General features: G+C 71.6%; 2 protein-coding genes. Both read left to right on the forward strand.

The window, feature by feature from the left end; all coding sequences use genetic code 11:
* Positions 1 to 4: 4 nt before the first annotated feature.
* On the forward strand, positions 5 to 9,811 hold the full coding sequence (locus tag HDA45_RS36560; RefSeq protein WP_184903197.1) for a type I polyketide synthase: 9,807 nt from the start codon (positions 5 to 7) through the stop codon (positions 9,809 to 9,811).
* 510 nt (positions 9,812 to 10,321) lie between these two features.
* Complete coding sequence (locus HDA45_RS36565) at positions 10,322 to 14,653, forward strand: type I polyketide synthase (protein WP_184903199.1); 4,332 nt, start codon at positions 10,322 to 10,324, stop codon at positions 14,651 to 14,653.
* Positions 14,654 to 14,689: the final 36 nt, after the last annotated feature.

A 14,689-nucleotide genomic window follows, 5' to 3' on the forward strand; every position in this document is an offset into this window, starting at 1 on the left:
TGTGATGGCGGACCAAGAGAAGCTTCTCGACCTGCTCAAGCGAGTGACCGGGGATCTGCACCGGACGCGGGAACGGCTGCGCGACGCCGAGGACGGACGGCACGAGCCGGTCGCGATCGTGGGCATGGCCTGCCGGTTCCCCGGCGGGGCCGACACGCCCGCCGCGCTGTGGGATCTGGTCGATTCCGGCCGCGAGGGCATCGGCGAGTTCCCCGCCGACCGCGGCTGGGACACCTCCGGCCTGTTCGACGACGACCCCGACCACCGCGGCACCACCTACGTGCGCACCGGCGGTTTCCTGCCCGGCGCCGCCGGGTTCGACGCCGAATTCTTCGGGATCTCGCCACGCGAGGCGCTGGCGATGGAACCCCAGCAGCGGCTGCTGCTGGAGGTCGGCTGGGAGGCCGTCGAACGCTCCGGCCTCGACCCGGCCGCGCTGCGCGGCAGCCCCACCGGTGTCTACGTCGGTGTCTCCGCGCAGGAGTACGGGCCACGCCTGCACAACCCCGGCGACACGGTGGACGGCTACCTGCTCACCGGCACCACCTGCAGTGTCCACTCCGGACGGATCGCCTACCAGCTCGGCTTGGAGGGTCCGGCGGTGTCGATCGACACGGCGTGCTCGTCTTCCCTGGTCGCCGTGCACGCCGCGGTGCGCGGCCTGCGCGCGGGGGAGTGCACGCTGGCGCTGGCCGGCGGGGTCAACCTGATGGCCTCGCCGGGGATCTTCGTCGACTTCGCACGCCAGCGCGGCCTTGCGCCGGACGGCCGCTGCAAGTCGTTCTCCGACGACGCCGACGGCACCGCGTGGGCCGAGGGCGTCGGGATGCTCGTCCTGGAGAAGCTGTCCGACGCCCAGCGCAACGGTCACCGGATCCTCGCCGTGGTGCGGGGTTCCGCGGTGAACTCCGACGGCGCCTCGAACGGCCTCACCGCGCCCAACGGCCCTTCACAGCAACGGGTGATCCGTGCCGCGCTCGCCGACGCGCGACTGTCCACTTCGGACATCGACGCCATCGAGGCGCACGGCACCGGGACCAGGCTGGGCGACCCGATCGAGGCCGAGGCACTGATGGCCACCTACGGCCGTGACCGCGATCGTCCGCTGTTCCTCGGCTCGGTCAAATCGAACTTCGGGCACGCGCAGGCGGCCGCCGGGGTCGCCGGGATCATCAAGATGGTCGAGGCGATGCGCCACGGTGTCCTGCCGCCCACCTTGAACGTCGGCACGCCCAGCCGCGAGGTCGACTGGTCCGCCGGACCGGTCTCGCTGCTGACCGAAAGCACGCCGTGGCCCGAGACCGGCCGCCCCCGTTCGGCGGCGGTTTCGTCGTTCGGTATCAGCGGCACCAACGCGCACATCGTCCTGGAACAGGCGCCCTCGGCGGAAATCGCCGCTGTGCGGGACGCGCCCGCGGTCGTGCCGCTGCTGCTGTCGGCGGCCACCGAACCGGCGCTGGCAGCTCAGGCGTCTCGCCTGCTGTCGGTCGCCGGAACCGTGAAGCCGATCGACGTCGCCCACACGCTGACCACCCGGGCCGCGCTGCCGTATCGAGCGGTTGTCACGGGGACGGACTGGGAGACCCTTTCGGCGGGTCTGTCCGACGTCTCCGCGACCCGGGTCACCGAGGGCGGGCTCGCGTTCCTGTTCACCGGTCAGGGTTCGCAGCGTCTCGGGATGGGAACCGAGCTGTACCAGGCGTTTCCGGTGTTCGCGGCTGCCTACGACGAGGTGTGCGCGCTGCTGCCGGAGTTCGGCGACCTCGGCCGGACGGAGTTCGCGCAGCCCGCCATCTTCGCCCTGCAAGTGGCGTTGTTCCGCCTCGTGGAGTCGTGGGGCGTGCGGCCCGACTTCCTGGCGGGGCATTCGATCGGCGAGATCGCGGCGGCTCATGTGGCCGGTGTGTTCTCGTTGGAGGATGCGGCGAAGTTGGTCACGGCGCGTGGACGGTTGATGCAGGCTCTGCCCGAGGGCGGGGTCATGGTCGCGGTGCAGGCGTCCGAGGACGAGCTCGACGAGCTGCCCGAGGGTGTTTCGCTGGCCGCGGTGAACGGTCCGTCTTCGGTGGTGCTGTCCGGTGCCGAGGAACCGACGCTCGCTTTCGTGGAACGGTTCAAGGACCGGAAGACCAAGCGGCTGGACGTTTCGCACGCGTTCCATTCGGTGTTGATGGAGCCGATGCTGGACGACTTCGCCGAGGTGGTGCGAGGACTGACGTTCTCGGAACCGCGTATCGCGATGATGTCGCCCGTGACAGACCCGGCTTACTGGGTCGCCCATGTCCGCGAGACCGTGCGATTCTCCGACGCGGTTCAGCGCTTGACGGCCGACGGGGTCACGAAGTTCTTCGAACTCGGGCCGGACGCCGTGCTCAGCGCGCTCGTCGACGGTGGGGTTCCCGCGCTGCGCCGCGGGCACGACGAACCTCGGCATCTGGTTACCGCGCTGGGCGCGCTGCACGCGCATGGTGTCGCCGTCGACTGGACCGCGTACCTCGGCGGCAGCGGCCGCTTCACCGAACTGCCGACCTACGCCTTCCAGCACGAATACTTCTGGCTCGGCCAGGAGAGCGACGCCGACGTCACCGCGGCCGGGCTCGCCGCCGCCGACCACCCGCTCCTCGGCGCCGCGGTGTCCGTGGCCGCCGACGACGGCATCCTGCTCACCGGGCGGCTCTCGCTCGACCGGCATCCGTGGCTGGCCGACCACGTCGTCGGCGGCCGTGTGCTCGTCCCCGGTACCGCGTTCGCCGAACTCGCCGTCCGCGCGGGCGACGAAGCGGGCTGCGCGGGCGTCGAAGAGCTGATTCTCCAGGAACCGCTCGTGCTCGAACCCGGTGCCACGCCTGAGGTCCAGGTCGTCGCGGGCGCCGCAGACGAGCATGGCCGCCGCCCGGTGTCGATCCACTCGCGGTTGCCGGAGCATCCGTGGACCACTCATGCCTCGGGCTTCCTCGGCACGCCGCCAGTGTCCACTAAGGACGTTTCTTGGCCGCCGGAGGACGCCGAATCCGTGGACCTCGAAGACGCCTACGACCGGCTTGCCGCCGCCGGGCTGGCCTACGGGCCGAGTTTCCGCGGCCTGCGCAAGGTCTGGCGTCGCGGTGCGGAGGTCTTCGCCGAGGTCGCCCTGCCGCATCCCGATCAAGCGGCGAAATTCGGCCTGCACCCGGCCTTGCTGGACGCCGCGCTGCAAGCCACCGCGGTCCTCGGCGAAGACCGAGGAGCGGTGCCGTTCGCCTGGCGCGACGTCGTGCTGCACGCGCGGGGCGCGACCGAACTGCGCGTGCACGCCCGGCCGGGCACCGATGGCTCGTTCGCGCTCGACCTCGCCGACGGCACCGGTGCACCGGTCGCCACGATCGGCGGGCTCAGCGTCCGCGCCGTGACGGCCGCCGGTTCGGTGCGGGACGGCCTCTACCGCCTCGAAGACGTTCCGCTTCCTGCCGGTTCCTCGGACGTCGCGCCCGCCGCGGTCCTGGAAGCCGATTCGCTCGACGCCACTCTCGTCGCGCTGCAAGACTTCCTGGCCACGGAGGAGTCCGGCCCACTCGTGGTGCTGACCGGTCACGAAGGCGCTGTCGAAGGCCTGGTCCGGACCGCGCAGGCCGAACATCCAGGACGGATCGTCCTGGTGCGCGGTACCCACGCGGACGTCGAAGCCGCGCTCGCCACCGGCGAACCCGAAGTGCACGCGCTCGACGGGGTGCTGTCCGCGCCGCGTCTCGCCAGGGCCGGAGCCGGGGAGTCCACACTGGACACTTCGGGTACGGTCCTGATCACCGGCGGCACCGGTGGGCTCGGCGCCCGCCTCGCCCGGCATCTGGTCGCCGCGCACGGCGTGCGGCATCTGCTGCTGGTCAGCCGCCGTGGTGAGGCCGCGCCCGGCGCGAAGGAACTCGCCGAGGAACTCGGGGCCCGGATCGAGGCCTGCGACGTCGCCGATCGCGATCAGGTGCGTGACCTGCTCGACCGGGCCGAACCGCCGGTCACCGGGATCGTCCACGCGGCGGGCGTCCTCGACGACGGCGTTCTCACCTCGCTCACTCCCGAGCGGGTGGCCGGGGTGTTCCGGGCGAAGGCGACCGCCGCGCACGTCCTCGACGAACTCGCCGGCGACCTGGACTTCTTCGTGCTGTTCTCCTCGATCGCCGGGGTGTTCGGCTCGCCGGGGCAGGCGGCCTACTCGGCCGCGAACGCCGCACTGGACGCCCTCGCGCGGCAGCGTCGCGCCGACGGGAAACCCGCCCAGTCGCTGGCCTGGGGCCTGTGGCGGGAGGGCATGGGCGCCGCGCTGAGCGGCACCGACCGGGACAGGATCGGCAGGGACGGCTTCGGCGCCCTCGAACCGGAGGAAGGTCTCGAGCTGTTCGACGCCGCGGTGGCCGACGGCGGCGCCGTCCTCGTCCCGGTGCGGCTCGACCTCGCGACCGTGCGGAACGCCGGGGTACCGCCCCTGCTGCGCGGGCTGGTCCGTGTCCGGACTCGCCGCGAAGCCGCTCGTCGCACCGATACCGGCCTGGCGGGACGGCTCGCGGGGCTGTCCGAGACCGACCGCGAAGCCCTGCTGATCGACCTGGTCCGTGCCCGCGTCGCGGCGGTCCTCGGCCGTGCGGGCGCGGACACCGTGGAGGCGTCGCGGCCGTTCACCGAGCTGGGCTTCGACTCCCTGACCGCCGTCGAACTGCGCAACGAACTCACCACCGAGACCGGCCTGCGGCTGCCCGCGACCCTCGTCTTCGACCACCCGAGCCCGGCGGACGTGGCTGCGTTCCTCGGCACCGAACTGCTCGGCGCCCCGGAACCGGTCCGTCCGGTGGTGACGCGTCGCGGCGCCGCCGACGAGCCGATCGCGATCGTCGCGATGAGCTGCCGCTATCCCGGCGGCGTCCGATCGCCCGAGGATCTCTGGGACCTCGTGGACGCGGGCACCGACGCGATCTCGCCGTTCCCCGGCCGTCGAGGCTGGGACGTCGACGGGATCTACGACCCCGAACCCGGTCTGCCCGGCAAGACCTACACGCGCCACGGCGGATTCCTGCACGACGCGGGCGAATTCGATCCCGAGTTCTTCGGTATCGCGCCCCGTGAAGCCCTCGCGATGGACCCGCAGCAGCGTCTCCTGCTCGAGATCAGCTGGGAGGCCTTCGAACGCGCCCGGCTCGACCCGGCCTCGCTGAAGGGCAGCGCGACCGGTGTGTTCGCCGGCATCATGTACTACGACTACGCCGCCAAACTGGCGAGCGTCCCCGACAGCGTCGCCGGATTCCTCGGCACCGGCACCTCGGCCAGCGTGCTGTCCGGGCGGATCGCCTACACCCTCGGGCTGGAAGGTCCGGCGGTGTCGGTCGACACGGCGTGTTCGTCTTCACTGGTCGCCCTGCATCTGGCCGCGCGGTCGCTGCGGGCGGGGGAATGCGACATGGCTCTCGCCGGCGGGGTCACCGTGATGGCGACGCCGGAGACGTTCCTCGACTTCTCCCGTCAGCGCGGGCTTTCCCCGGACGGCCGCTGCAAGTCGTTCTCCCAGGACGCCGACGGCACGGGCTGGTCCGAAGGCGCCGGAGTGCTCGTGCTGGAGCGGCTTTCGGACGCCCGCCGCAACGGGCATCCGGTGCTGGCCGTGGTCCGCGGTTCCGCGGTCAACCAGGACGGCGCGTCCAACGGTCTCACCGCACCGAACGGTCCTTCGCAGCAGCGCGTGATCCGGGCGGCGCTCGCCGACGCCGGTCTGTCCACTTCGGACATCGACGCGGTCGAGGCGCACGGCACGGGTACGAGGCTGGGCGACCCGATCGAGGCGCAGGCGCTCATCGCGACCTACGGCGCCGAACGGGAAGAGCCGCTGTGGTTCGGTTCGGTCAAGTCGAACCTCGGTCACACACAGGCGGCCGCCGGGGTCGCCGGGATCATCAAGATGGTCGAGGCGATGCGTCACGGGGTCCTGCCGCGCAGCCTGCACGCGACGGAATTGTCGGCCGAGGTCGACTGGGACGCGGGAGCGGTGGAACTGCTCACCGAGCCGCGCGAGTGGCCCGGTACCGGAAGGCCGCGACGCGCCGGGGTGTCGTCGTTCGGGATCAGCGGGACCAACGCGCACGTCGTCCTGGAACAGGTCCCGGCCGAAGTGTTCGCGGAGCCCGCCACGCACGGCGTCGTACCGTGGGTGCTTTCGGCGAAGACCGATCAGGCTTTGGCCGAGCGCGCCCGGGCCCTTCTGTCCCTTGTGGACTCAGCGGATCCGCGTGACGTCGCGTTCTCCCTGGCCACCACCCGGACCGCGCACGAGCGCCGGGCCGCTGTCGTCGGCGCGGACGCCGCCGGTTTGCGTGCCGGGCTCGAAGCTGTCGCCGAAGGTGGCGGCCTCACCGGCAAAGCGCAGCCGGGCAAACTCGCGTTCCTGTTCACCGGTCAGGGTTCGCAGCGTCTCGGGATGGGAACCGATTTGTACCAGGCGTTTCCGGTGTTCGCGGCTGCCTACGACGAGGTGTGCGCGCTGCTGCCGGAGTTCGGGGATCTGTCGCGGACGGAGTTCGCGCAGCCTGCCATCTTCGCGTTGGAAGTGGCTCTGTTCCGGTTGGTGGAGTCGTGGGGCGTGCGGCCCGACTACTTGGCGGGGCATTCGATCGGTGAGATCGCGGCGGCTCATGTGGCCGGTGTGTTCTCGCTGGAGGATGCGGCGAAGCTGGTCACGGCGCGTGGGCGGTTGATGCAGGCCCTGTCCGAGGGTGGCGTGATGGTGGCCCTGCAGGCGTCCGAAGACGAGCTCGGGGAGCTGCCGGACGGTGTTTCGCTGGCCGCGGTGAACGGCCCGACGTCCTTGGTGCTTTCGGGTGCGGAGGAGCCGACGCTCGCGGTCGCGGCCCGGTTCAGCGGCCGCAAGACCAAACGGCTGGACGTCTCGCACGCGTTCCATTCGGTGTTGATGGAGCCGATGCTGGACGACTTCGCCGCGGTGGTGGCCGAGCTGACGTTCTCGGAGCCTCGCATTCCGCTCGTGTCGGCCGTGACGGACCCGGCGTACTGGGTGTCGCACGTACGCGAGACCGTCCGGTTCGCCGAAGGGGTCGAGACGCTTCGCGCCGACGGCGTCACGAAGTTCCTCGAACTCGGACCCGACGCGGTGCTCTCGGCACTCACCGACGGAATCCCGTTGCTCCGCAAGGGACACGACGAAGCCGTGACGGCGATGACCGCACTCGCCACCCTGCACGTCCGGGGTGTCCGCGTCGGCTGGGAGGGTGTCCTGCCCGGCGCGCGTGCCCTCGACCTGCCGACGTATCCGTTCCAGCGCAAGCACTTCTGGCTCGAGCCCGCACCTGTCGCGGATCTCGGCTCCGCCGGGCTGGACTCGCCAGGGCATCCGTTGCTCGCCGCCGGTCTCTCGCTCGCGGAGGGGGACGGCACCGTCCTCACCGGACGGCTTTCGCTCGCGACCCACCCTTGGCTCGCCGGGCACACCGTGCACGACACCGTCCTGCTGCCGGGTGCGGCGATCGCCGAACTCGCCGTGCGGGCGGGTGACGAGGCCGGGCGGCCGCGGCTGGTCGAACTGACGCTGCACGCGCCCGTGGTGATCCCCGAGAGCGGGCCGATCGAACTGCAGGTCGCGGTCAGCGGCGCGGCGGCGGTGACCGTGCACTCGCGGATCCCCGGCGAGGAGTGGGAACTCAACGCGCTCGGCCTGCTGGCCGAGGCGGACGCGCCCGCCAAGGGATTCGCGTGGCCGGACGGTCTCGAGCCGATCGACCTCGGTTCCTTCTACGACGACCTCGCCGACCGCGGGTTCGCCTATGGCCCGCTCTTCCAGGGCTTGCGGGCGGCCTGGCGGCACGGTGAGGACCGCTACGCCGAGATCTCGCTGCCGGAGGAGGCGCAGGAGGACGCGGCCCGCTTCGGTATCCACCCCGCGCTGTTCGACGCCGCCCTGCACGGCATGTTCCTCGGCGAGGGAGAGGAATCGGGAGCGCTGCCGTTCAGCTGGAGCGATGTCAGTCTCTACGCGACCGGTGCCACGACGGTCCGTGCGCGGCTGCGGTTCATCGGGGCCGGTGAGGTCGCCGTCGACCTGACCGATCTCGCCGGGGCGCCGGTGCTGTCGGTCGGTTCGCTGGTCGTCCGCGCGGTCACCGGTGAGCAACTGCGGGCCGGTGAAGACCGGTCGCTGTTCCGCGTCGAGCACATCGCGGCCGAGTCTCCGGTCAGCACGCCGGTGGCGTGGGCGCGGTGGGACGAGGTGACCGAACCGGTTCCGCCGGTGGTCGTCCTGCCGGTTCCGCCGGAAGGGATCCACGCCGTTCTCCTTGTTCTACAACGCTTTCTCACCGAACCGCGATTCTCCGGCTCACGGCTGGTGGTGGTCACCGGCGACGGTCTCGACGACGCGGCCGCCGCCGGACTGGTGCGGTCCGCGCAGGCGGAGAACCCCGGCCGGTTCGTGATCCTCGACGGTGAAGTGTCCGATGTGGACATCGCGCTGGCCACCGGCGAACCCCGGGTCCGGGTGCGGGACGGCCGGGCCGAGGTGCCGCGGCTGGTCCGGGCCGAGGCCGGCCCCAAACCGGACTGGGAGTCCGCGGGCACGGTGCTGATCACCGGTGGCACCGGTGGGGTCGGGGCCAAACTGGCCGAACGGCTGGTCACCGAACACGGTGTCGAACGGCTGGTCCTCACCAGCCGTCGCGGCCTCGGCGCTCCCGGCGCTCGAGAACTGGCGGCCCGGCTGGGTGAACTGGGGGCGGAGGTGCGCGTCGAGGCGTGCGACGTCGCCGATCGTGACGCCGTGGCCGCCCTGCTCGACGGCATCCCCGGCCTGTCGGGCGTCGTGCACGCGGCCGGCGTGCTCGACGACGGCGTCGTCACCGCGCTGACCCCCGAACGCCTGGACCGGGTGCTCGGCCCGAAGGCCGACGGTGCCCGTCACCTGCACGAACTGACCCTCGACCGGCCGCTGACCGAATTCGTGCTGGTCTCGTCGGTGTCCGGCGTGCTGGGCGGCCCGGGGCAGGGCAACTACGCCGCGGCAAACGCCTACCTGGACGCGCTGGCCGAGCGACGGCACGCCGACGGCCTGCCCGCGCGGTCGCTCGCCTATGGGATGTGGGCCGCCGAGGGGATGGGCGGCGTGCTCGACGAGGCGCTGATCGACAGGATGCGACGCGACGGGTTCGGCGCCCTGAGCCCGGAGGAGGGCGCGGTCCTGTTCGATCTCGCTCCCGGCCCGGTGGCCGTGCCGGTCAAACTCGATCTGGCCGGGCTGCGGGACCAGGCCCGGGCGGGCGTGCTGCCCGCGCTGCTCACCGGACTCGTCCGGCTCCCCGTGCGGAGGACGGCTTCCCCGGTCGCCGAGTCGGTTTCGCTGACACCGGACGCGCTGGAGGACCTGGTCCTGACACAGACCGCGCAGGTACTCGGGTTCGCCACGGCGGGCGAGGTGGATCCGGAGCACGCGTTCACCGACCTCGGTTTCGACTCGCTGACCTCGGTCGAGCTCCGCAACCGCCTCGCGGCCGCGGCGGGCCGTCAACTGGGGGCGACGGTGGTGTTCGACCACCCGACCCCGGCCGCGCTCGCGGCGCACCTCGGCACGCTGCTGTTCCCGGAGGTCCCGGTGCCGGATGAGGCGCGCCTGCGGCGGGCCTTGGCGGGAGCGTCGCTCGACCGGTTCCGTGAGCTGGGGGTGCTGGAGGCGCTGGTGAAGCTGGCCGAGGAGCTGCCTTCGGACGCGCCCGCGGTGTCCGTCGAGTCCATCGACGACCTTGACGTGGGTGACCTGATCAGCCGGGCGATGTCTTCTTCCGGGCAGGAGTGAAGGACGCTTTACCCCCGTTGGACGCGGTGAAGGGCGCTTTCCCCCCCATGAGATGCGGGGAAAGCGTCCTTCAGCCTCTCGGTCGGCGATCCGCGGACTTCTGTCTTCCTGGCGGCGATGCGAAGGGGTCCTTCACGCGCATCGTTGTGACGACTGGGGCTGATGCGGCGAAATGTGGTGATCGTAAGTCCGTGAAGGCCTCCTTCCCTACTTTGAGGGTCGGGAAGGAGGCCTTCACGGACTTCTGCGTAAGGCAGAGCGGGTTGTGAAAGCCACTTTCGCAACCTTCAACGTTGCGAAAGTGGCTTTCACAACTCGCCGCCCCCCGTCGCGAGCTGATCCCCCGCGAGTACGCGATGGGCGCCTTCACGTACTTCAACCACCGGAGTGGGCCCTCGGTTACCGGGGAATGGGGCCGGGGTGGCAAAGAGCGCGCGGGGGGAGCGGCGCCCGCGCCCAGGATGAGGCCATGCCCGAGCTGCGCCCGTCTCGTCCGGTCCGGAGAATCTGATGGCGACACCCGAAGAGCTGGTGACCGCGCTGCGGGAATCGGTCAAGGAGAACAGCAGGCTGGCCGCGCGCAACCGCGAACTCGCCGAGGCGGCGCGGGAACCGGTCGCGATCATCGGCATGGGATGCCGCTACCCGGGCGGGGCCGACTCGCCCGAGGCGCTGTGGGAGCTGGTGGCCGACGGCCGCGACGCGGTCTCGGAGTTCCCCGCCGATCGCGGCTGGAATCTCGCCGAGCTGTTCCACCCCGATCCCGATCATCCCGGCACGTCCTACGCGCGGGAAGGGGGATTCCTCCACGAGGCCGCCGAATTCGACCCCGAGTTCTTCGGTATCTCGCCGCGCGAAGCGCTCGCGATGGACCCGCAGCAGCGGCTCCTGCTCCAGATCAGCTGGGAAGCGATCGAGCGCGCCGGGCTCGACGCCTCGGCGTTGAAGGGCAGCGCGACCGGTGTGTTCGCCGGGATCATGTACCACGACTACGGATCCGGCGTCACCGAGTTGCCCGAAGGCGTCGAAGGCTTCCTCGGCACCGGTACGGCGGGCAGCGTGCTTTCCGGCCGTGTCGCGTACACCTTCGGTTTCGAAGGCCCGGCCGTCTCGGTCGACACCGCCTGCTCATCGTCGCTGGTGGCCGTGCACCTCGCCGCGCAGGCGCTGCGGGCTGGGGAGTGTTCGCTCGCCTTGGCCGGCGGAGCGACCGTGATGGCCGTCCCGGACACCTTCGTCGAATTCTCCCGCCAGCGCGGGCTCGCCCCGGACGGACGCTGCAAGTCGTTCGGCGCGGGTGCCGACGGCACCGGCTGGGGCGAGGGTGCCGGGGTCCTGGTGCTGGAGAAGCTGTCCGACGCCGTCCGAAACGGACATCGCGTACTCGCTGTCGTTCAAGGTTCCGCGGTCAACTCCGATGGCGCGTCCAACGGTCTCACCGCGCCGAACGGGCCGTCGCAGCAGCGCGTGATCCGTACCGCCCTGGCGGGCGCGGGTCTGTCCACTTCGGACATCGACGTCGTCGAAGCACACGGCACGGGCACGAAACTCGGTGACCCGATCGAGGCCGACACCCTGCTGGCCACCTACGGCCGCGACCGCGAAGTGCCGCTGTACCTCGGTTCGGTCAAGTCGAACCTCGGTCACACGCAGGCCGCGGCGGGCGTCGCCGGGATCATCAAGATGGTCGAGGCGTTGCGCCGCGGCGAACTGCCGCGCACGCTGCACGCGGACGAGCCGTCCCCGCACGTCGCCTGGGATTCCGGCGCCGTCGAACTCCTCACCGAGCACCGTCCCTGGCCCGAGACCGGCCGCCCGCGCGCGGCCGCGGTGTCGTCGTTCGGGATCAGCGGCACGAACTCGCACGTCATCCTCCGTCAGGCGCCGGAACCGGCGCCCGCGGTCGAGCGCTCCGCGCCGGCCCGGGTGCCGTGGGTGCTGTCCGCGCGGTCCGAGGCCGCGCTGCCCGAGCTGGCGGACCGGCTGCGGCAGACCGGGGGAGACCCCGCCGACCTCGCCTGGTCGCTGGCCACGGGCAGGGCGGCGCTGCCGTACCGCGCGGTCGTCACCGGCGCCGATGAAGAGGAACTCCTCGCCGGACTCGGCGCCTTGGCCCGCGGCGAGTCCGCGCCCGGTGTCGTCACCGGCCGCGCGGGCGGCGGCAAGCTGGCGTTCCTGTGCACCGGGCAAGGTGCGCAGCGGCTCGCGATGGGCACCGCGCTTTCCTCGGCGTTCCCCGTCTTCGGCGAGGCTTTCGCCCGCGTCGCGGAACGGCTCGACGCGCACACCGGCTTCGAACTGGCCGAAATCCTGTCCTGCGAAGACCAGACGAGGATCGACCGGACAGACGTGGCGCAGCCCGCGTTGTTCGCCTTCGAGGTCGCGATGGCCGAGCTCGTGCGGTCCTGGGGTGTCGAACCCGACTACCTGCTCGGGCATTCGATCGGCGAGCTCGCCGCGGCCCACCTGGCCGGCGTGTGGTCGCTCGACGACGCCGCCCGCCTGGTCGCCGCCCGCGGCCGGTTGATGCAGGCACAGCCCTCGGGCGGCGTGATGGTCGCGCTGCAGGCCACCGAAGCGGAACTGGATCTGCCCGACGGCGTGAGCATCGCCGCGATCAACGGTCCCTCGTCCGTCGTGCTCTCCGGCGAGGAAGCCGCCGTCACCGCCATGCTCGAAGCCTTCCCGGGCCGCCGCGCCAAACGGCTCTCGGTCAGTCACGCCTTCCACTCCGCGATGATGGACGGGATGCTCGACGACTTCCGCGAGGTCGCCGGGAGCGTGACTTATGCCGAGCCGCGGATCCCGATCGTCTCCGGCGACGTTCGCGACCCGGAGTACTGGGTCCGGCAGGTGCGCGAGCCCGTCCGGTTCGCTGACGGCATCGCGTCGCTGCACACGCGCGGGGTCCGGCGTTTCGTCGAGATCGGGCCGGACGCTTCGCTGACCGCGCTCGGCGCGGACTGCGTCGCCGACGGCACTTTCATCGCCACCCAACGGAAAGACCGCGACGAGGCGGCCGCCGCCGATCTGGCGCGAGCGAGGCTGTTCACCGCCGGGGTCCGGCTCGACTGGGCCGGGATCCTCGGCGGGGGCACCCGTGTCGACTTGCCGACGTATCCGTTCCGGCGGGACCGCTTCTGGCTCGCCGCCGCCGACCGGAGCGCGCCCCCGGCCCGGCGTTACGAAGTCGTGTGGCGCCCGATGGAGCCGGTGGCGATACAAGAGAATTGGACCGTCTACGCCCCCGAAACCAACGCTTGGGCCGAGGCCGCCGCGAAGGCGCTCGACGCACCTCTTGTGACGGAAGTGCCCGACACCGGGCCGGTCCTCGCCTTCCCGGCGGACGGTGCCGCGCTCGCCGCGCTCCTGCGGGACACTCCGGCGAAGATCTGGTGCGCCACCGGCGATCCCGGCGTCGCCGCGGTCGCGAGGGTCGCCGCGATCGAGCAACCCCGTCGCTGGGGAGGCTGCGTGACGCTGCCCGATCGGCCGGACACCGCCGCCCGGTTGCGCGAAGTACTCGGCGGACCGGAAGACGAAGTCGCGATCCGCGAGGACGGGATCTTCGCCCGCCGGTTCGTCCCCGCCGCTCCCGTACCGACCCAGGAGTGGACGACCTCCGGCACCGCGCTGATCACCGGCGGCACCGGGGCGCTGGGCGCGCTCGTGGCCGAACGGCTGATCCGCGCCGGGACGGACCACGTCGTACTTCTTTCGCGCCGTGGTGAGGACGCGCCGGGCGCGGCGGAACTGCGCGAACGGCTGGAAGGTCTCGGCGCCCGCGTCGGCATCCACGCCTGTGACGCCGCGGATCGCGACGCACTGTCCACAGTGGTCACCGGCCTCGAAGACCTCCGGGTGGTCGTGCACACCGCCGGTGTCCTCGACGACGCCCTGCTCGACGACGCCACCCCGGAGCGGTTCGAAGCCGTCGCCCGGCCCAAGGTGACCGCCGCGCGGCATCTGCGCGAACTCACGAAAGACCTCGACGCGCTGGTGCTGTTCTCCTCCGTCGCCGGGGTCCTCGGAAACGGCGGTCAGGCCGCCTATGCCGCCGCCAACGCGGAACTCGACGCACTCGCGACCGAGTGGCGGGCCGAGGGTGTCAAGGCGGTGTCGATCGCCTGGGGCCCGTGGGCCGAAGGCGGAATGGCCGAGGCCGTCGACGACGCCGTCCGCCGCAAGGGTTTGCGCCCGATGACGCCCGAAGCCGCGGCGGAGGAGTTCGTGCGGGCGATCGCCGCGGACGACACCTGCGTCACCGTCGCCGACTTCGACTGGCCGTCGTTCTTCGAGGACTTCCGTGATGCTCCGATGCTCGCCGAACTGCCACGACCGGAAACCGCGGCGGCCGAAGCGCCGGTGGCGGATCTGCGGTCGCGGCTGACCGGGCTGATCGAACCGGAGCAGCGACGGCTGTTGCTGAAGGTCGCTCGCGAGACCGTGGCCCGTGTGCTCGGCCATCCGGACACGTCGGCGATCGGGCCGGACCGCGCGTTCACCGAACTCGGTTTCGACTCGCTCACCGCCGTCGAACTGCGCAACCGTCTCGACGCCGCGACCGGCCTCGCCGTGCCCGCCACGCTCGTCTTCGACCATCCGACCCCGCAGGCCCTCGCCGCTTACCTCTGGCAGGAGCTCGCCGGAGCCGAGGATGACTTGGAAGGCCTGCTCGACGGGCTGGAAGCCGCGCTGGGCCGCCTCGAGCCCGGCGGCGATGACCACGCCAGAGCGGGCGAGCGGCTGCGGAAACTTGCCGAGCGCCTGGACGGGCCCGGCTTCACGCCGTCTTCGGACGACGAACTCTTCGCCTTCATTGACCAGCAACTCGGCGCTTGAGCCCGAGTGCACGCGACCTCGACCGATGAGTGGGGA

It is taken from the genome of Amycolatopsis umgeniensis, from assembly GCF_014205155.1.
Lineage (GTDB): Bacteria > Actinomycetota > Actinomycetes > Mycobacteriales > Pseudonocardiaceae > Amycolatopsis > Amycolatopsis umgeniensis.

Bases quoted from the DNA above. Each gene is read 5' to 3' on its own strand.
- HDA45_RS36560 (WP_184903197.1), top strand. From the start codon at position 5: ATGGCGGACCAAGAGAAGCTTCTCGACCTGCTCAAGCGAGTGACCGGG.
- HDA45_RS36565 (WP_184903199.1), top strand. From the start codon at position 10,322: ATGGCGACACCCGAAGAGCTGGTGACCGCGCTGCGGGAATCGGTCAAG.